17 protein-coding genes are annotated in these 18,921 nt (G+C 69.8%); 7 read left to right on the forward strand and 10 right to left on the reverse strand.

Going from position 1 to position 18,921, the window contains the following annotated elements; all coding sequences use genetic code 11:
- Window positions 1–23 precede the first annotated feature (23 nt).
- A complete protein-coding gene (locus OIE67_RS07620) occupies window positions 24–716 on the forward strand; it encodes a carbonic anhydrase (protein ID WP_326638010.1) in 693 nt (230 codons plus the stop codon).
- Between the two features lie 54 nt (window positions 717–770).
- Here OIE67_RS07620 and OIE67_RS07625 read toward each other — a convergent pair whose 3' ends face one another.
- The gene (locus OIE67_RS07625) at window positions 771–1,235 is read right to left on the reverse strand and encodes a lamin tail domain-containing protein (RefSeq protein WP_326638012.1); all 465 of its coding nucleotides are present in this window, start codon (window positions 1,233–1,235) and stop codon (window positions 771–773) included.
- A gap of 385 nt (window positions 1,236–1,620) precedes the next feature.
- Here OIE67_RS07625 and OIE67_RS07630 point away from each other — a divergent pair, with 385 nt between their 5' ends.
- The 5 genes from OIE67_RS07630 (at window position 1,621) to OIE67_RS07650 (ending at window position 7,179) form a co-directional block, all read left to right on the forward strand.
- Complete coding sequence (locus OIE67_RS07630; protein WP_326638014.1) at window positions 1,621–3,375, forward strand: ABC transporter substrate-binding protein; 1,755 nt, start codon at window positions 1,621–1,623, stop codon at window positions 3,373–3,375.
- A gap of 114 nt (window positions 3,376–3,489) precedes the next feature.
- The gene (locus OIE67_RS07635) at window positions 3,490–4,485 is read left to right on the forward strand and encodes an ABC transporter permease (RefSeq protein WP_326638017.1); all 996 of its coding nucleotides are present in this window, start codon (window positions 3,490–3,492) and stop codon (window positions 4,483–4,485) included.
- Complete coding sequence (locus OIE67_RS07640; protein WP_326638019.1) at window positions 4,482–5,366, forward strand: ABC transporter permease; 885 nt, start codon at window positions 4,482–4,484, stop codon at window positions 5,364–5,366. Before OIE67_RS07635 ends, OIE67_RS07640 begins: the two co-directional genes overlap by 4 nt.
- On the forward strand, window positions 5,363–6,304 hold the full coding sequence (locus OIE67_RS07645) for an ABC transporter ATP-binding protein (RefSeq protein WP_326638021.1): 942 nt from the start codon (window positions 5,363–5,365) through the stop codon (window positions 6,302–6,304). Before OIE67_RS07640 ends, OIE67_RS07645 begins: the two co-directional genes overlap by 4 nt.
- Window positions 6,304–7,179, forward strand: a complete 876-nt coding sequence (locus OIE67_RS07650; RefSeq protein WP_326638023.1) for an ABC transporter ATP-binding protein — start codon at window positions 6,304–6,306, stop codon at window positions 7,177–7,179. Before OIE67_RS07645 ends, OIE67_RS07650 begins: the two co-directional genes overlap by 1 nt.
- Window positions 7,180–7,239: 60 nt before the next feature.
- Here the strand turns inward: OIE67_RS07650 and OIE67_RS07655 are convergent, their stop codons facing one another.
- The 9 genes from OIE67_RS07655 to OIE67_RS07695 all read right to left on the reverse strand — a co-directional run bounded on the left by OIE67_RS07655 (window position 7,240) and on the right by OIE67_RS07695 (window position 17,780).
- Entirely contained in the window at window positions 7,240–8,991 is a 1,752-nt protein-coding gene (locus tag OIE67_RS07655; protein WP_326638025.1) for a hydantoinase B/oxoprolinase family protein, read from the reverse strand.
- On the reverse strand, window positions 8,988–11,033 hold the full coding sequence (locus OIE67_RS07660) for a hydantoinase/oxoprolinase family protein (protein ID WP_326638027.1): 2,046 nt from the start codon (window positions 11,031–11,033) through the stop codon (window positions 8,988–8,990). The genes OIE67_RS07655 and OIE67_RS07660 overlap by 4 nt, the downstream gene beginning before the upstream one ends.
- Window positions 11,030–11,935: an LLM class flavin-dependent oxidoreductase gene (locus OIE67_RS07665; protein WP_326638029.1), complete on the reverse strand. Its 906-nt coding sequence runs from the start codon at window positions 11,933–11,935 to the stop codon at window positions 11,030–11,032. Before OIE67_RS07665 ends, OIE67_RS07660 begins: the two co-directional genes overlap by 4 nt.
- Window positions 11,932–12,897: an ABC transporter permease gene (locus tag OIE67_RS07670; RefSeq protein ID WP_106234126.1), complete on the reverse strand. Its 966-nt coding sequence runs from the start codon at window positions 12,895–12,897 to the stop codon at window positions 11,932–11,934. Before OIE67_RS07670 ends, OIE67_RS07665 begins: the two co-directional genes overlap by 4 nt.
- Window positions 12,894–14,447, reverse strand: a complete 1,554-nt coding sequence (locus OIE67_RS07675) for a sugar ABC transporter ATP-binding protein (RefSeq protein ID WP_326638031.1) — start codon at window positions 14,445–14,447, stop codon at window positions 12,894–12,896. The genes OIE67_RS07670 and OIE67_RS07675 overlap by 4 nt, the downstream gene beginning before the upstream one ends.
- Window positions 14,447–15,508: a sugar ABC transporter substrate-binding protein gene (locus OIE67_RS07680; protein WP_326638033.1), complete on the reverse strand. Its 1,062-nt coding sequence runs from the start codon at window positions 15,506–15,508 to the stop codon at window positions 14,447–14,449. The genes OIE67_RS07675 and OIE67_RS07680 overlap by 1 nt, the downstream gene beginning before the upstream one ends.
- A gap of 165 nt (window positions 15,509–15,673) precedes the next feature.
- Window positions 15,674–16,354, reverse strand: coding sequence for a DUF6879 family protein (locus tag OIE67_RS07685; protein WP_106234131.1), 681 nt, complete (start codon window positions 16,352–16,354; stop codon window positions 15,674–15,676).
- A 90-nt stretch (window positions 16,355–16,444) separates the two neighbouring features.
- The gene (locus OIE67_RS07690) at window positions 16,445–17,005 is read right to left on the reverse strand and encodes a DUF1707 SHOCT-like domain-containing protein (RefSeq protein WP_326638036.1); all 561 of its coding nucleotides are present in this window, start codon (window positions 17,003–17,005) and stop codon (window positions 16,445–16,447) included.
- A 31-nt stretch (window positions 17,006–17,036) separates the two neighbouring features.
- The gene (locus tag OIE67_RS07695; RefSeq protein WP_326638039.1) at window positions 17,037–17,780 is read right to left on the reverse strand and encodes a PadR family transcriptional regulator; all 744 of its coding nucleotides are present in this window, start codon (window positions 17,778–17,780) and stop codon (window positions 17,037–17,039) included.
- Window positions 17,781–18,079: 299 nt separating this feature from the next.
- Here OIE67_RS07695 and OIE67_RS07700 point away from each other — a divergent pair, with 299 nt between their 5' ends.
- Entirely contained in the window at window positions 18,080–18,808 is a 729-nt protein-coding gene (locus tag OIE67_RS07700; RefSeq protein ID WP_326638041.1) for a metal-dependent hydrolase, read from the forward strand.
- Window positions 18,809–18,921: the final 113 nt, after the last annotated feature.

Raw genomic sequence — 18,921 nt, forward strand, 5'->3', positions numbered from 1 at the left:
TGGTATACGGCATACTGGATCCCATGTCTAAGAAGATCGTTGACCGCCGGGCAGTACTGCTCGCCGCTGGACTGGTCGCCGGAGGGGTCCTGTTAGACGGCGGGCCGGCGCGCGGCCTCGCACGACCCTCCGCGCGCCGGCCCGCCACCCCCGACGAGGCGTGGGCGAAGCTGCGCGAGGGCAACCGCCGCTGGGCCGCCGACGCCTCCACCCACCCCCACCAGGACCTCGGCCGGCGCGCGGAGGCCGCCAGGAAGCAGGAACCGTACGCGGTGGTCGTCTCCTGCATCGACTCCCGCGTCCCCCCGGAGATCGTCTTCGACGTGGGGATCGGTGACATCCTCGCCGTACGCAGCGCCGCCCAGACCATCGACCCCCTCGTCGCCGGCGCCGTCGAGTACGGCCCCGCCGAACTGGACACACCTCTGATCATGGTGCTCGGCCACCAGCGCTGCGGCGCGGTCACCGCCGCCGCTCATGCCCTCAAGAAGGGCGCCAAGCTTCCCGGCCACCTGCAACGCATCGTCGACGACCTGCGACCAGCCTATGAGCGCGCCCGCGGAGACGTGGACCGGATGATCCGGATCAACACCACCATGGTCGTGGCCGACCTCAAGGCCGGCGAACTGCTCGCCCCGCGCGTCGCCCGCCGGAAACTCAAGATCGTGGGCGGGTACTACTCGCTCGACACCGGCAAGGTCACCCGGTTGGTGTGACCGCTTCGCCGCAGCCGGCCGCCGCCCGCGGAAGTCCCGCGGGCGGCGGTGTGGTCAGCAGCCGACGGAGGCGGACCCGGTGCTGGCCTTGTAGGAGCACGAGTCGACGAGCCTGCCCTTGGGGTCGCGGACGTAGGCGGTGTCCTGGTCGTTGTTCCACACGTACCGGTCGCGGTTCCAGTGCACGATGCGGCCGCCCGGGCCGCTCCCGTCCGTGCCCCGGCCGGAGCGGAGGGTGATCCGCTTCCTGGCCTTCAGAACGACGCCGGTCATGAACGTGTAGGTGGAACCCGTCTTGTCCCGCACGCTCCACCCCTTGAGCTTCAGTGTCCTCTTGGTGGTGTTGAGCAGGGTGACGTACTCGGCGTTCAGCGAGCCGGTGGAGCGGCTGTCGGCCCCCGGGGAGTCGTAGAAGATCTCAGCGATCTTCAGGCGGGGGGCCGCGGCCTGGGCGGGCGCGGCGCCGAGCGTCGCCATCGCCACGAGCGTGGCGACGGCTGTGGGGACAAGTCTCACCATTGAGTCCTTTCTGGCGAATGTGACAGAAGTAGGACGGCGGACCCCCGCGCGCGGTTGGCAAGATCGCCAAGAGTTGAACCGGTCAATCGGGCTGTTCCGCATCGTGCCTGTACAGAGGGGATCCCGGCCGGTGAGAGCGTTTGCGGGAGCACGTCTCGAAAACGTCACGGCTCTTGACGGCGTGGTCACGGGGAATTTACGTTCGCGGTACTTATCCGGTTCAGCGGATCCCTCAGTCCTCATCCATCGACCGAGAAATGATCGCTCACCGGCTTTCGCCTCAGCCTTGGGAGCGCTCCCAGGGTGGCCGGCGGAGGTCGTCCCATCGGGGTGTCTGGCCAGACGTGCGAACCTTCGCGCCGTGCGCGGAGGAAGGAGAGAAGCGATGCGTAACCGGGCTCGGATCTTGATTCCGCTCGTGGCGGCGGGCCTGCTCGCCGCGGGCTGCACCGGCGGCGGATCCACGCCGACCCCGCCGGCCTCCCAGCCGCAGAGCAGCCAGGGCGCGGTGACCAACCCCGACCAGCTGCCGCGCAACGAGACGCTCTACACCACGGGCACGCAGTGGGGGCCGCCGCCCAACTTCAACCCCATCAGGGAATGGGACTCGGCCGTCGGCACCAAGGGCCTGGTGTACGAGACGCTGTTCCACTACGACACCACCGCGGCCAAGCTGAGCCCGTGGCTGGCGGCAAGCGGCGCCTGGACCGACGACACCACGTACGAGGTCAAGCTCCGGCCGGGGATCAAATGGTCCGACGGCCAGCCCTTCACCGCCAAGGACGTCGCCTTCTCCTTCGAGCTCGGCAAGATGGAGACGATCCCGTACCACCACCTGTGGAACTGGCTGAAGTCGGTCGAGGCCACCGACGACCAGACGGTGAAGTTCACCTTCTCCACGGCGAACTACCAGCAGTGGGACTTCATGCTCTACAGCCGCTCCATCGTCCCCGAGCACATCTGGAAGGGCCGTTCGGAGAAGGAGGTGCTCGACGGCATCAACGAGAACCCGGTGGGCACGGGCTCGTACAAGTTCCTCAGCAAGGACCAGGACCGCGTGGTGCTGCAGCGGCGCGACGACTGGTGGGGCAAGACGACGCTCGGCATGGAGCCCAAGCCGCGCTACATCGTCGACATCGCCACCCCGAGCAACGAGGTCGCGATGGGCATGCTGCTGCAGAAGGGGCTCGACCTCAGCAACAACTTCCTGCCCGGCGTGGCCAACCTGGTGCAGGGCAACTTCGGGCTGACCACGTACTACAACGAGCCGCCTTACATGCTCTCGGCCAACACCGCCTGGCTGGTGCCCAACACCACCAAGAAGCCGATGGACGACCCGGCCTTCCGCAAGGCGCTGGCCGCGTCCGTGGACGTCAAGAAGATCGTCGAAGGCGTGTACGGCAACCTGGTCAAGGCGGCCAGCCCGACCGGCCTGCTGCCCCAGTGGGACAAGTACGTGGACCAGAGCGTGGTCTCCTCGTCCGGCTTCACCTTCGACGCGGCCAAGGCCAAGAAGCTGCTGGCGGAGGCGGGCTACAAGGACGGCGACGGCGACGGGTACGTCGAGAACAAGGACGGCTCCAAGATCAGCCTGAGCCTCATCGTCCCGTCGGGCTGGACCGACTGGATGGAGTCGGCCCGGTCGATCTCCGCCGGCGCCAAGACCGTCGGCATCCAGATCACGCCCGACTTCCCCGACTTCAACGCGCTGGTCGAGCGGCGTGCCAAGGGTGACTTCGACCTGCTGATCAACAACGAGCGGCAGCTGTCGAACTCCCCGTACACCTACTACGAGTACATGTTCCAGCTGCCGATCCAGAAGCAGCAGAACACGGTCAACTTCGCCCGCTACGAGAACAAGAAGGCGTGGGACCTCGTCGAGCAGCTCGACCAGGTCAAGACCGACGACACCGCCGGCATGCAGAAGATCATCTCCGAGCTCCAGCAGATCCATCTCGACGACATGCCGATCATCCCGCTCTGGTACAACGGCCTGTGGGCCCAGTCCAGCACCAGCGTGTGGAAGAACTGGCCGTCCGCCGAAGGCGGCGCGCCCAAGACCGGTGCCGTGATGTGGCGCAACTGGCTGGAACTGGGCGGATTCGAGACGCTCACCCAACTGCAGCCCTCCGGCTCGTGACGACCTGACCGGACGAACCCTCCGGCCCTCCGCCCCTGGCCCGCCGCTGGGGCCCGCCACTGGGACCCGCCACTGGGATCCGGGGCGGAGGGCCCCTCCCGGAGACAGAGACACGTGCGTCGTTATTTCGGTAGAAAACTCCTCATCTATGGGCTGACCTTCTTCGTCGCCGTCACGGTCAACTGGATGATCCCGCGCTTCATGCCGGGCGACCCGATCGCCAGCATGGTCGCGCGGGCCAACGTCACCAACGCGCAGGCCGTCGAGGCCATGCGGGCCTACTACAGCAACCTGTTCGGCCTGGACCAGCCGCTGTGGCAGCAGTACGTCAACTTCTGGGGCGCGCTCGCGCACGGGGACTTCGGGATCAGCATCTGGCTCTTCCCGACGCCGGTCGCCGACGTGATCACCCAGGCGGTGCCGTACACGCTGGCGCTGATCATCCCCTCGGTGCTGCTGAGCTGGGTGGTGGGCAACCAGTTCGGCGCGTACGCCGCGCGCCGCAAGCTGCTCGACAACACCGTCCTGCCGGTGGGCTACGTGCTGACGGCGATGCCGTACATGTGGCTGGCCGTGCTGCTGGCCTGGGGGTTCGGCGTGCTCCTCGGCTGGTTCCCGGTGGCCGGCGGCTACAGCTTCTCGATGCGGCCCAACTGGTCGTGGACGTTCGTGCTGGACCTGCTGCACCACTGGGCGCTGCCGTTCCTGTCGCTGTTCCTGGTGGCGCTGGGCGGCTGGGCCATCGGCATGCGGAACATGATCATCTATGAGCTGGAGTCGGACTACTCCAGCTACCTGTCCGCGCTCGGCGCGCCGAGCCGGCTCATCCGCAGGTACGCCTTCCGCAACGCCGTCCTGCCCCAGATCACCGGCCTGGCCCTGCAACTGGGCGTGCTGGTCGCGGGGGCGCTGGTCACCGAGATCGTCTTCGCCTATCCGGGTCTCGGCAGCCTGATCCTCAAGGCCATCCAGAACAAGGACTTCTTCCTGTTGCAGGGCACGTTCCTGTTCATCGTGCTCGGCGTGCTGATCGCCAACTTCATCATCGACATCGTCTACGTCGTGGTCGATCCGCGGACCAGGGCGGGAATGGCGGGTGCGCAGGCATGACCACGATCCAGGAAGCCGCCCCGCGCGAGCCGGCGGGGGTGCGCCGCGAGGCGCTCTACTTCGCGGTGCGCAACGGCAAGCTGATGGCCGGGTTCGGGATCGTGCTCGTGCTGCTCCTGCTCGGCCTGTTCGGCCCGCTGCTGTTCGCGGGCGTGCCCAACGACTACGGCACCCGGCCGATGAGCCCGCCTTCGGGCGAGCACTGGTTCGGCACCACCACGTTCGGCCAGGACGTGTTCCTGCAGTTCGTGCACGGGCTGCGCAGCACGTTCGTGGTGGGCGTGATCGGCGGCGGCATCGCGGCGGTCATCGGCATGTTCGTCGGCTTCGTGGCCGGCTACCGCGGCGGGATCGTGGACGAGGTGCTCAACATGCTGACCAACGTCATCCTGGTCATCCCGACGCTGGCCGTGCTGCTGATCATCAACGCCTACCTGGGCATCCGCAGCGTGGCCGTGCAGGGCCTGTTCATCGGGCTGATGCAGTGGCCGTGGGCGGCGCGGGCGATCAGGGCGCAGACGTTCTCGCTGCGTACGCGTGAGTTCGTGGACCTGGCCAGGATGAGCGGCTCCGGCACCGGCAAGATCATCGCCAGGGAGATCGCGCCGAACATGAGCTCCTACCTGTTCATGACCTTCATCCTGCTGTTCGGCGGGTCCGTGCTCATCGCCTCCTCGCTGGACTTCATCGGCCTCGGCCCCACCGAGGGGGTCTCGCTCGGCCTGATGTTGCAGAACGCCAACCAGTGGAGCGCGCTCCAGCTCGGCATGTGGTGGTGGTTCGTGCCGCCGGGAGCCGCCATCACCGCCATCGTGGGCGCCCTTTACGTGGCCAACGTCGGGCTCGACGAGGTCTTCAACCCGAAACTGAGGGAGACATGAGTCTGCAGGTCAACGAGCTGAGGGTGTACTACAGGACGCTCAAGGGGGATGTGCGCGCCCTCGACGGCATGAGCTTCGAGCTCCGCGACGGCGAGATACTCGGCCTGGTCGGCGAGTCCGGCTGCGGCAAGAGCACGCTGGGCAAGTCGCTCATCCGCATGGACGGGCGCATGCGCCGCGTGGGCGGCACGGTCACGCTCGACGGCCACGAGTTGCCGATCGACGACGACCGCCGGATGAACGACTTCCGCTTCCGCGAGGTCTCCCTCATCCCGCAGTACGCCATGAGCGCGCTCAACCCCACCCGCAAGATCCGCAGGATGGTCACCGAGCTGCTCAGGTCGCGGGGCACCACCCTGGACACGGCCGTGCTGGAGCGCCGGATGGACCAGGTCGGCCTGCGCCGCGAGGTGCTCGACCGCTACCCGATCGAGCTGTCGGGCGGGATGAAGCAGCGCATGGTGATGGTCATCTCCACCCTGCTCGACCCGTCCCTGCTGATCGCCGACGAGGTCACCTCCGCGCTCGACGTCTCCACCCAGAAGGCCGTGGCCCGCGCCCTGCTCGGCTTCCGCGACAGCGGCTACGTCAAGAGCATGATCTTCGTCACCCACGACCTCGCGCTCACCCACCACATCGCCGACTCGATCATGGTCATGTACGCGGGCAAGCTCGCCGAGAAGGCCCCGGCCGACGTGATCGTCAAGGCGCCGCGGCACCCGTACACGCGGCTGCTGCTCGAATCCCTGCCCGAGGTCGGCGTCCGCTACACCGAGCGCAGGCTGGAAGGCATCGCCGGCAGCCCGCCGTCGCTGCTCGACCCGCCCGCCGGCTGCCGGTTCCGCGACCGCTGCCCGATCGCGGGCGAGGAGTGCGCGCAGGAGCCGCCGGTGGCCGAGCTCGCCCCCGACCACCACGTAGCCTGCTGGAAGGCCTGATGCTGAGACTCGACGACGTCACCAAGGAATTCCGGATCGGCGCCTTCGGCGGCAAGAGCGTCGCGGCCGTGCGGGGGGTGAGCTTCGAGGTCGTCCCCGGCGAGGTCGTCTCCCTGATCGGCGAGAGCGGCAGCGGCAAGAGCACGATCGGCCGGATGATCCTCGGCCTGAACCCGGTCACCAGCGGCTCCATCACCTTCGACGGGCTGCCCGTGCGCGCGGGCAAGGAGTACTACCGGCGGGTCCAGGGCATCTTCCAGGACCCGTTCAGCTCCTTCAACCCCGTGTTCAAGGCGGACCGGGTGTTCACCATGATCAAGGAGGCGTACTACCCGTCCGTCCCCGGGCCGGAGTGGGCGGCCAAGGTCGAGGAGTCGCTGCGCGACGTGCGGCTCAACCCCGGGCAGGTGCTCGGCAAGTATCCGCACCAGCTCAGCGGCGGCCAGCTCCAGCGCCTGCTCATCGCCCGCGCGCTGCTGCTGGACATCAAGCTGCTGGTCGCCGATGAGATCACCAGCATGCTCGACGCCTCCACCCGCATCGACGTGCTCAACCTGCTGGCCGAGCTGAAGGTCAGGGGCCTGAGCGTGCTCTACATCACGCACGACCTGTCCCTCGGCAACTACCTGGCCGAGCGCACGGTGGTGCTGCGCCGGGGGAGCGTGGCGGAGATGGGGCCGACCGAGCGCGTCTTCGGCGACCCGCTGCACCCCTACACGCGCGAGCTGCTGTCGGCCGTGCCCCGCCTGCACGAGACCTGGGACGACGCCGTGCCCGTGGAGACCTGCCTCTACCACCTGAAGGGCGGCACGGGCGGCCTGGCCGAGGCCGATCCTGGCCACTTCGTCGCCTGCGCCCAGCTGGAGACCTGCTGAGGCGGGCCGGTCCTGGGACGCCCCCAGTGACCGGCCCGCCTCTCGCGCCCGCGCGTGCCCTCAGCGGCTCGCGCGCAGCCGCTCGGTGGCCTCCGCGTCCACCTCGAACGTGACCGGGTCCACCGAGACGCCGTAGTCGCGGGCCGCCGCCGCCACGCTGACGAACCCGTTGCGCACGTCCGCGGCCACCCGGACCGGCTCGCGTTCGAACGGGTCGCCGTAGCCGCCCCCGCCGCCGGTGTTGTTGACCAGTACCTCGTCCGCGTCCAGCCGGTTGTAGCTGCCGCCCTGCACCACCTCGCGGCCGGTGCCGGGGTTGAGGATGACGTGGTTGCTCTCGCCGGGCATCCCGTCGCCGATGGCCCACGGCCGGGTCCTGGTCTTGTAGACCAGGCAGATGCCGGTCGAGGGAGCGGTGAAGCGGTACGTACGGCCGACGCCGACGCCGCCTCGATGCCGGCCGGGGCCGCCGCTGTCGGGGCGGTAGCCGTACGACTCGATGAACATCGGCGACTTGGTCTCCAGCACCTCCACCGGGTTGTTGCGGCAGCCGGGCTCCGACAGGTGCATGATGCCGTCCTCGCCGTCGCCGCCCGCGTGCCCGCCGAAGCCGACGGCCTCGTTGGTGGCCTCCAGCCACGCCTCGCCGGTGCGCGGGTTGACGCCGAGGCCCATCATCGAGCACACGTCGCCGCCCGAGCAGGCGGGCACGCGGTCGGGCATGCCCTGGGCCAGCGCCTTCAGCACGACCTCGCCGCCGAGTAGGCCGGTCCACAGCGTGAACGTCGGCATCGGCGGCACGGCGTGCATCACGGACCCCGGTTCGGTGACCACCCGCAGCGGGCGGAAGTTGCCCGCCACGACGGGGGTGTCCGGCGTGGTCAGCGCCTTGAAGACGAGGCTGCAGAACGCCTCGGTCTGGCCGACGGGCAGGTTGATCGGCCCTTTGACGTCGCGCTCGCTGCCGGTCCAGTCGATCACCATCTCGTCGTCGCCGATGGTCACCGTGACGTTCATCTTGATCAGGCGGTCGGCGTCCACGCCGTCGCTGTCCACGAAGTCGTGCGCCGACCAGGTGCCCTTCGGCAGCTTGGCCAGGGCCAGCCGGGCCAGCCGCTCGCCGTGGTCGTTGATGGCGTCCATCGCGGCGCCCAGCACGCCGGCGCCGTACTTGGCGGCGATCTGCTGAGTCCGCCGCACGCCGGTCACGCACGCGGAGACCTGCGCCTGGATGTCGCCGATCGTGCGCTCGGGCATCCGGCTGTTGAACCGGACGATGTTGAACACGTCGTCGTTCTGCACCCCGCGCCGGTAGAGCCGGGAGCAGGGGAAGAACAGGCCCTCCTGGTACATGTCGGTGGAGTCCAGGACGTATCCGGGGTCCTTCTGCTTCAGGTCCAGCACGTGGATCCGGCAGGAGGCGAACCCGATGAGCTCGTCCTCGTGGTGGATGGGCGCGAAGACCAGCGGATCCAGGGTGTGGGCCGAGGCCCAGTACGGATAGTTGAGGATGAAGACGTCGCCGGGCTCCAGCGCGTCGCGGCCGAGGAACTCGATCGCCCGCTTGATGCCGTGGTCGTTGCCGCGGGTGAACACCGCGATGCCCGGCGCGTCGGCCACCACGTCGCCCTGGGCGTCGTGGATGCCGATGCCGTAGTCGTGGATCTCGTACACCACCGTGTTGTAGGCGGTGCGGCACAGGTTGCGGGCCATCTCGTCGGCGGCGGCGAGCAGGCCGTGCCGGATGATCTCGGTCGTGATGGAGTCGGTGGTGATCGAGTCGGTGCTGGTGGAGTGCGTGGTGCCGCTCACTGCTGTCCCCCGGTCCTGTCGTTCACGGAAATGACCAGTTCGCCGTACCGGCCGACGCGCAGGCTGTCGCCGGCGTGGATGACGGACGTGGCCGTGTGCTCGGTGATCACCGCCGGTCCCGCGACGCGGTCGCCCGCCAGCAGCTCCTCGCGCGTGTGGACGCGGTACTCGACGGCCGGCTCGTCCGGTGACAGGTAGACCCGCCGGGTTCCGGCCGGCCGCGGCTCGCCGGACGATCGTTCCGCCACGGTCGGCAGCTCCGGTTTGTCGACCGTGCCGGTGGCGCGCAGCCGCAGGGTCGTGACCTCGACCGGGTCGTCCATCGTGTGGCCGTACTGCCGCTCGTGCAGCTCGGCGAAGGCGGAGGCCACGGCGGCGGCGAACGTGGCCGGGTCGCCGGGGAAGGCGACCGTGACCGAGTGCTCCTGCCCCTGGTAGCGCACGTCGAGCGTGCGCGTCAGCGCGCGCCGGTCCGGCCCGAAGCCCTCCGACTCCAGCTGCTCGACCGCCGCCGCCTCCATCTCCCGGTAGACGGCGTCGGCGTCGGCCGCGTCGAGCGTGGCCAGCGGCGTGACGGCGGTGCGGGCGAAGTCGTGCTGCACGTCCGCCAGCAGCATGCCGAACGCGGAGAACGCGCCCTGCCCCGGCGGCACGATCACGGTCGAGATGCCCAGCTCCCTGGCCACCTCGACGGCCACCAGGCCGCCTCCGCCGCCGAAGGACAGCAGCGCGAAGTCCTTCGGGTCGCGCCCGAGCTCCACCGTGATCGCGCGCACGGCGCCCATGATCTTCATCGTGGAGATCTGCACGACGCCGCGGGCCAGCGCCTCGGTGGCCAGGCCGAGCCGGGTGGCGATGGGCTGCAGCGCCTTGTCGGCCAGCTCGCGGTCCAGGGCGAGCTTGCCGCCCAGCGGGCTGTCCGAGCCGAGATGACCCAGCACGAGGGCGGCGTCGGTGAACGTCGGCGCGGTGCCGCCCCTGCCGTACGAGGCCGGTCCCGGCGCCGCGCCCGCGCTCTGCGGGCCGACCTGCAGCGCGTCCGCCTCGTCCAGCCAGGCGATCGATCCGCCGCCGGCGCCGATGGTGTGGATGTAGAGCGACGGGGTGTTGATCGGCAGCCCCTCGAACTCCGCGCCCTGGTAGAGCACCGGCTCGTGGTCGAGGATCAGCGAGGCGTCGAGGCTGGTGCCGCCCATGTCGATGGTGATCAGGTTGGGCTCGTCCAGCAGTCTGGACAGCGCCGCCGCGCCGATCACGCCGCCCGCCGGGCCGGACAGGATGAGGCTCACCGGCTGCTCGCGGGCCGCCTGCGCGGTCATCGCGCCGCCGCCGGAGCGGGTCATCAGGAACCGCCCGCGAAAGCCGCCGGCGGCCAGCTCGCCCTCCAGCTCGCGCAGGTAGCGGTGCACGATCGGCTTGACGTACGCGTCCAGCACGGCGGTGCTGGTCCGCTCGTACTCGCGGTACTCCCTGGACAGCTCGTGCGACAGCGTGACCGCCACCTCGGGCGCGACCTCGGCCAGCACCTCGCGCATGCGCAGCTCGTGCTCCGGGTTGGCGTACGCGTGCAGGAACGCCACCGCGACCGAGCCGTACCCGCGTTCGGCGACGACGGCGGCCACCCGGCGGGCGTCCTCGGTGTCGAACGGCGTGTGCACGCTCCCGTCGAACCGGCACCGCTCGTTCACCTCGAAGGTGTCGTAGCGGTCCAGCAGCGCGGGCGGTTTCCTGTAGGTGATGTCGTAGTTCGTCCTGCGGTCGGTGCGCCCGAGCAGGTAGACGTCACGGAACCCCTTCGTCCCGATGACGGCGGTGCGCGCTCCTGCCCTGGTGAGCAGCGCGTTCAGCCCCAGCGTGGTGCCGTGCGTGAACATCGTGATGGCCGGCGTGCCGGACCCGGCCAGGCCGAAGGCGTCCATGACGCCGCGGGCCGGCGCGTCCGGCGTGGTGGGGACCTTGCCGAAGCTGAGCGCGCCCGTCCCGGGGTTCAGCTCCACCACGTCGGTGAACGTTCCGCCGACGTCGATCGCAAGCCTGCTCATCGTTCCGCCTTCCTGGATGCCCTTCTGGATGATTGGTGCGTGGCCGCGACGAGGTCCAGAGCTCCGGACGGCATCCCCCTCGCGTCGTCCGGGCGCGGCCAGTGCAGGGTGAGCTCGTGGAAGCCCGCGTCACGCAGCCGGCCGGTGAAGTCGGCGTAGCGGTCCGGGCTCTCGAACGGCCAGGTCATGTCCAGCGCCACCTGCGCGATCCGGCGCGGCGCCGCGCGCGGCCGGCCGGCGGCGTCGAGCGCCGCGTCCAGCCTGCGCCCCTGCTCCTCCAGCGCGGCGAACCAGTCCTCCGGCTCGTCCTGCCGGCGGTAGGCGCCGTAGGTCACCCAGGCCTGGCCGTGCCGGGCGGCCAGCGCCATCGCGCGGGGTCCTGTCGCGGCCACGGTCAGCGGCACGCGCGGGCGCTGGAGGCAGCCGGGCATCTGCCGGGCCTCGACGGCGCTGTAACGCGGGCCGCGTACGGTGCTGACGTCGTGGGTGAGCAGGTGGTCGAGCAGCCCCAGCCACTCCGCGAAGCGGCCGGCCCGCTCCGCCGGCGAGCGCGGCGGGTCGCCGAGCACGGCGGCGTCCGCGCCCTCCGCGCCGGCTCCGACGCCGATCTCCAGCCGGCCGCCGCTCAGGTGGTCGAGCGTCATGATCTCCTTGGCGAACGTGACCGGATGGCGGTAGTTGGGCGTGGCCACCTGCGTGCCCAGGCGTACCCGGGAGGTGGCCACGGCCGCCGCCGCCAGCATCGGCACGGCCGCGTGCCAGGGCCGGTCCTTCAGCGGGGTCCAGGTCAGATGGTCATAGGTCCACACGGTGCGCACGCCCAGCGCCTCCGCGGCCCGTACGTCGGCGACGAAGGCGGCGGGATCGCGGTCGGGCAGCACCAGGACCGACAGCTCGATCATCGGCGCTTGCTCGCCACGCTGAGGGCGACCGCGGCCAGGATGACCACGCCGGTCGTCAGGTCCTTGAAGAACGGGTTCGCGTTGAGGATGTCGAACCCGTTGTCGATCAGCGCCAGCAGGTACACGCCGCAGACCGAGCGCCAGATCGCGCCGACGCCGCCGTAGATGCTCGTGCCGCCGAGGATGACCGCCGCGATGGCGAGCAGTTGCATGCCGTCGCCGGCCTGGGGCTGCCCGGTGCCGATCCGCGACACCCCGATGGCGGCCGCGATGCCGGCGGCCAGGCCGCTGTAGAGGAACGTGTAGAGCTTGATCCGGTTCACCCGGATGCCGGACAGCTCGGCGGCTTCGGCGTTGCCGCCGACGGACAGGACGTACCTGCCGAACGCCGTGCGGTTCAGCAGGAATCCGGACAGCAGGGCGAAGAGGGCCAGGATGACGATCGCGTAGTAGACCGGGCCGATCCCGCCGCGCCCGAGGGCGGTGAAGCCGGTGGCCTGGACGCTGATCAGGAACCCGCCGGTGATGAGCACCGCCAGCCCGGCGTACACGAGGCTGGAGGCGAGCGTCGCGAGGAACGAGTGGATCCGCAACCGGGTGATCGCCACCCCGTTCACCAGGCCCAGCGCGGCGCCGGCCAGCGGCGCGGCGATCAGGCCGAGCACCGGGCTGTTCAGGTGCAGCGCCACCCAGGCGGCCACCACGTTCGCCACGCTGAAGATCGCCCCGGTGGACAGGTCGAAGCCGCCGCAGATGACGACCAGCGTCCCGGCCACCGCGATGATCGCCAGCGGGGCGTTCTGGTTGAGGATGTTGAGCAGGTTCGTGAGAGTGAGGAACGACGACGTCGACACGCTCAGCACCACGAACAGCGCCACGAGCATGATCAGGACGGCGTAGTGGCGGACCAGGGCCGGCACGTTGACGCCGGATCCCGCTCGCGCCGATGCGGTGGCGGTCATGGCCTTCCTCCGGTTTCCGTTTCGTCGGCTGACGGTGACTGCTGGGGCTGCTCGACCTCGAAGAGGCGCTGCAGGATCTCGTCCACGGACGTGCCGGGCCCCGGCACCTCGCCGACGACCGCGCCGCCGCGGACGAGGTGCACCCGGTGGCTGAGGCCGATCACCTCCTCCAACTCGGAGGAGATGAGCAGGATGCCGGTGCCGGCCGCGGCGACCTCCACGATGAGCTGGTAGATGCGGGACTTGGCGCCCACGTCCACGCCCCTGGTGGGCTCGTCGAGGATGAGGAACTCCGGCCGGCCCAGCAGCCATTTGGCGAACAGCACCTTCTGCTGGTTGCCGCCGGAGTAGACCGACACGTCGCCGTCGAGCGCGGCCGGGCGGACGCCGAGGCGTTCGACCAGTTCGCGCACCGCGGCGCGCTCGCTCCCGCGCGACAGCACCCCGGAGCGGGAGAAGCGGCCCAGGTGCGGCAGGGTGACGTTCTCCAGGACCGGGCGCTGCAGCACCAGGCCCTGGGCGCGGCGGTCCTCGGGGATCATGGCCATGCCGCGGGCGATCGATGCCCGCGGCGAGGCGTCCGTGACCGGCTCGCCGCGGAACAGCACCTGCCCCGACTCGATCCGGTCGCAGCCGAACAGGGCTCTGGCGATCTCCGTGCGCCCGCTGCCGACCAGGCCGGCCAGCCCGACGATCTCTCCTGGGCGGACCCGCAGGGAGACGCCCCTGACGGCGTCGCCGCGGACGTCGCGCATCTCGGCCACCGGCTTCGTGTCCGGGGGCGGCGCCGGGGGCAGATCGGGCAGGAGCATGTCGACGGGCTCGCCGAGCATCGCCTCGACCAGGCCGGTCTTGGTCTCCGCGGCGGCCTCGGCGGTCCTGATCACCCGGCCGTCCCGCATGACCGTGACGCGGTCGCAGTTGGCGAGCACGTCGTCCAGGAAGTGGGTGACGTAGACGACGGTGGTGCCGCGCTCGCGCAGCCAGCGCATGATCTCGTGCAGGCGTTCGCTCTCGTCGGCGGTCAGCGACGACGTCGGCTCGTCCATCACGATGACGCGCGCCTCGCGGGCCAGGGCCCGCATGATCTCGACCTTCTGCTGATCGGCGATCGGCAGCGTCTCGACCGGCGCGTCGGGCGGGAGCCCGAAGCCGCAGATCTCCTCCAGCTTCCGGTAGCGGGCGCGCAGGTCCGCGTGCAGCACGCCGAACGTGCGGCTCTCCCGGCCGAGGAACACGTTCTCCGCCACGGTCAGGGCCGGGACCAGGCACAGCTCCTGGGCGATGATCACGACGCCGGCGTCCTGGGCCCGCCTGGTGTCCCAGCGGTGCACCGGCCGGCCGAACACCTGGAGCTCGCCGGAGTCCGGCTGGTAGAGCCCGCCGACGACCTTGCCGAGCGTGGACTTGCCGGCGCCGTTCTCGCCGACCAGGCCGTGCACCTCGCCCTCGGCGAGGGACAGCGACACCGAGTCGAGCGCCTGGGTGGAGCCGAAGCGGACGGACAGGTCGCGGACGGTGACGGCCGCCGCCGGGGTCGCGCCCTCCATCAATCGGCCCACTCGCCCGTGAAGTCGGGGTGCTCGCCGAGGATCTCCTTCGTGACGATCACCGGTACGGGGCCCAGCGTGTTGGCGTCGATGACCGGCGTGACCGGCTGGCCGCGCACCGCGTTGACCACCTGCTCGAGCGCGGCCTTGCCCATGCTGTTGGGGAAGTCCACCTGGTCGGCCGCCCACTTGCCGGCGCGGACCTGCTTGATGGCCTCCTGGTTGCCGCCGCCGCCCGTCACGTACATCTTGGTCAGGTCGACGCCGGCGCTTTCCAGCGCCACCTGGGCGCCGATGGTCTGCTGGTCGGCGTTGGACAGCAGCACGTCGAGCTTCGGGTTGGCCTGGAGGATGTTCTGCATGGCCTTCAGCGAGGTGTCGCGGTCGTAGTTGCCCTGGCCCGTGGCCACCACCTTGATGTTGGGGTGCCCGTCCAGGACCGAGCGGTAGGCCTTGTTGCGCAGGTTGTCGAACGGGAACTGGAGCTGGCCGATGAGGATCGCGACCCGGCACGGGTCCTTGCCCTCGCAGTACTTCACCGCGCCTTCCGCGAGCTTCTCGGAGTTGGCCTCCGTGTCCGCAGCGACCGTGGAAACGATGCCCTCGACCTGGGGCTTCAGCTCCGTCAGCTTGGGTCCGACGGGGAAGAGCGTGGTGGCGACCGGGATCTTGGCGCGGGCCGCGGCCGGGATCGCGGCCGCGATGCCGACGTTGTCGTTGGGCACCAGCACGATGCCGTCGTAGGTGCCCTGACTGGCGACGTTCTGGACCTGGTTGAACTGGGTCTGGCTGTCGAACTTGCCGTCGAAGATGGTCACCTCGACGTCGCCGTACTCCTTGGCCCTGGCCACGGCGCCGTCGTACACGGCCTTGTTGAAGCCGTTCTGGCTGGAGGAGGCCAGCAGGGCGATGCGCACCGGGCCCGTCTTGCCGCTGGGCGGGGCGCTGGAGGAGTAGACCTGGGAGACGTCGGAGTTGCAGCCCGCGAGCGTGAGACTCAGGAGCGCGGCGGCGGCGATCACCAGATTCCGGCGGGGTGTGGACAGTGATTTCACAGGCACCTCTATCTCATGGTGCGTATGTTTCCGCAGGTGACGTGCTGTCTTGAAGCAGTACAATGTCACACTGCAACATCTGGGTCAACGGATGCCACCATGACCGAACCGTGTCAACGCCGATGAGGGGGCGCTCCTGTCGGGAGCGCCCCCTCATCGGCGGTCACGCGGTCAGACCCTGAACTCCTCGGTACGGTGCGCGTAGGCGGGCAGCGCCGCCCGCATCTCGTCGGTGATCACCGGTGGGGGCAGCGGCACGACCTCGCGCTCGTGGAAGGCGTCCACCTCCTCGCCCTCGTCGAACAGCCCCCGCACGGCCCGCAGGCAGGGGCCGACGACCTCCGCGTCGGTGATCCGCCGGCCGCCGCTGCCTCCGCCGTGCCGGTCGTAGAGGACCTCGTACATGAGGGACGGAGAGAAGATCACCAGCTCGGGCAGGGGATCGAGGGCGGCGACCCGCTCGGCCGGCACCGTCCGGCAGGGGGAGCCCGCCCGCGCGCGCAGCGCCAGGATGTGCATCTCCCACTGCAGGTAGGCGGTGACGGGTAACTCCACCACGCGTACCCGTCTGACCGGCTGGCGGTGCCGGAAGTAGTCGGCCAGCGGCCCGGCCACCCGCTCGATCAGCGCCAGCGACCGCCCCCAGTCGCCGTCCATCATGGCCCGCCAGCTCGCCACGTCGGGCTCGTAGAAGACCTGCGCGCGCTCCAGCTTCCACATCGGCTCCGTGCAGGCCGCGTGGTCGCGTTCGAACCGGGCCTGGTACTCCGGCACGTCCAGGACGAGGCCGTCGGCGTCCGCGACGGCGGCGAACGGATTCGTCTGGCGGACCGGAGTGCCCTGCTCGGTCATGCGGATTTCCCCTTCGCGTTGAAGACCCGCCCAGATCATCAGGTGCGCCTTTGACCGGGTCAAGGCCCAAAACGATCGGGGGGAGGGTCGTCAGCCGCGATGGTGGAAACGACGGCGCACCAGGGAGAACAGCAGCGCCCCCAGCCACACCACCAGCAGTGCCTTGAACACCCCGAAGCCGCCGAAGATCAGCCCGAGCACCATGAGCACGAACAGCACGGGCACCAGCGGGTGGGGTCCGTGTCCTCTTCTCATGGGCCCCTGCATCGGGCCGCGCATCGGGCCGCGCATTGGGCCGCGCCAGCGCATCTCGCGCCGGGCCTGCCAGGCGGCACGGTGCATCTCGCGGTGCGTGTCGTGCATGGACCGCATCTGCTGCCGGTGGGCGTGCATCGCCGCCCGCCAGTCGCCCGGCCCGTAGGGGGAGCCCGGCGTCTCGTACGGGGCCGCCTGCTCGCGGTAGGCGGGCTGATGGCCCGGCAGGTCGGCGGTCACCTGGGCCAGGTCGCCGGCCGTCTTGGCGGCCAGCGACCGGTCGAGGCGCTCGTCGAGTTCTTCGTGGGTCAGGCGGCCCTGCGCGAAGTGCTCACGCAGGGCCGCCATGGTCTGCTCGCGCTCGGCGTCGCCGATGCGGAGTTCGCTGCTGTCCATGCCTAGGCTCCTCGTCCTCCCGTGCGGTCGCTCACTCCTCGCCCGGGTCGCCGTCGGCCAGGATCTGGTAGAGCTTGCGCCGGGTCTCTACCAGAGTCTTACGCGCTTCGCGGATTTGTGCGTCGTTTCCGGTCTGAAGAACCTGCATCATGGCGAATGCCGATTGTCGAGCGATATGCCATAGATCGGCAGTGTTGTCGTCGATGTCCGGACGCATCTCGTCCCAGGGGGCGCGGACCTCGTCGGCGTGCGCCTCGATGTAGTTGCGGCCCTCCTCGGTCAGGCGGAAGGTCTTGCGGCCCTCGTTCTCCTCCGAGATGACCAGGCCCTCGTCCGTGAGCTGCTGGAGCGCCGGGTAGACGGCGCCGGGGCTGGGCTTCCAGCCGCCCTCGCTGCGCTCGGCGATCTCCTGGATGATCTGGTAGCCGTTGCGCGGCTGCTCGGAGAGCAGGGCCAGGATCGCGGCGCGCACGTCGCCCCGCTTGGCCTTGCGGCCTCTGCCGCCCCAGCCTCGGTGGCCGCCGCTCCACGGGCCGCCGCCGGGACCGAACGGGCCGCCCGGCCCGAACGGACCGCCGCGCCCGAAGTCGAACGGGCCGGGCCCGCCTCTCCTGCCGCGCTGGCGGCGCTCGTGGGGCCCGCCGTGCGGACCGCCGTGGTGGTGGCCGCCGAACTGCTCGAAGGCGTCGGCCATGGCCTGAATCGCCTCGCGGGCCGCGCGCTTGTAGTCATGTGCGCCGGGCCAGGGTGACCCTGCTGCCATGTGATGAACCATTACTTCCTCCTATATCGCGATCTATTCTCGATGTGTCAAAGATATATCGATAGTATGTCGTTGGCAAGCAAAGCGCGGACGTGAGCCAGATCACGAAAAAGTTGCGGAATCCGGGAACAGGATGGGGACGGCTCTCGTTGTTCAGAGCAGACGAGGTCGTTCCGCGTCGGCAGGGCTGGGGGGTGCTGTCGCCGCGGAGACGACCTCGTCTGCGTTTGCGGCACATTTCCCTGGCGGCCGTGGAGCGTTCCGGCCCGCCCGCGCCGCGTCAAAAGCTTCTTTGCCGTACAGTCCCGATCATGATGGGGCACTCTCACGCGATGACCGGGGCCATCGCCTGGCTGGGGCTGGCTCCGCCTCTCGCCGCGCTGCCACTGGTCAACGAGTCGTCACGATTCATCGAAACCGGGATCATGGCCACCGCGCTCACTCCCGCCGAGCTGATCGCCGGGGCGATCATCTGCGCGGGCGCCGCGATGCTGCCCGACCTCGACCATCCGAGCGCGACGATCGCGCAGACGTTCGGGCCCGTCACGTGGGCGCTCAGCAAGGCCGTGTCCTGGCTGGCCGGCGGCCATCGCGGGGCCACCCACTCACTGCTCTTCGCGGTGGCGCTCGGGTTCGGCGCGCACTGGCTGGCCGGCGCCTATCCCTTAGGGCGCGACATCATGGTCGTGCTGCTCATCGGCCTGGCTCTGCGGGCGGTCGGCGTGGGGATCCCGGGCAACAAGATGGGCTCGGCCATGATCAACGTCGGCATGACCGCCGGGCTGTACGCCGTCTTCCGCTCCCTCGACGTGGGCTACGCCTGGCTGGGGCTGGCGGTGGGGGTCGGCTGCTTCATCCACGTGGTCGGCGACTGCATGACCGAGCGGGGCTGTCCGGTGCTCTGGCCGCTGGGGGCCAAGTTCGTGCTGCCGTGGAAGATCGGCATCAAGACGGGGCGGACGTTCGAGCAGAAGATCCTGGCCCCGATCCTGTCCGTGGCGATCATCGGACTGCTCTTCTGGCGGCTGACGCCGGTTTAACTTGATGTCGAGATACTCTAGAGATATCTTGACGTCGAGAGATCCGCCGCCACCTGCGAGTTAGGTTTACCTAACGTACTTGTTGGTCAGGGAGTGCGGCAGGATTCTGTTTG

The sequence above is a fragment of the Nonomuraea fuscirosea genome (assembly GCF_035917475.1).
GTDB classification, from domain to species: Bacteria; Actinomycetota; Actinomycetes; order Streptosporangiales; family Streptosporangiaceae; genus Nonomuraea; species Nonomuraea fuscirosea.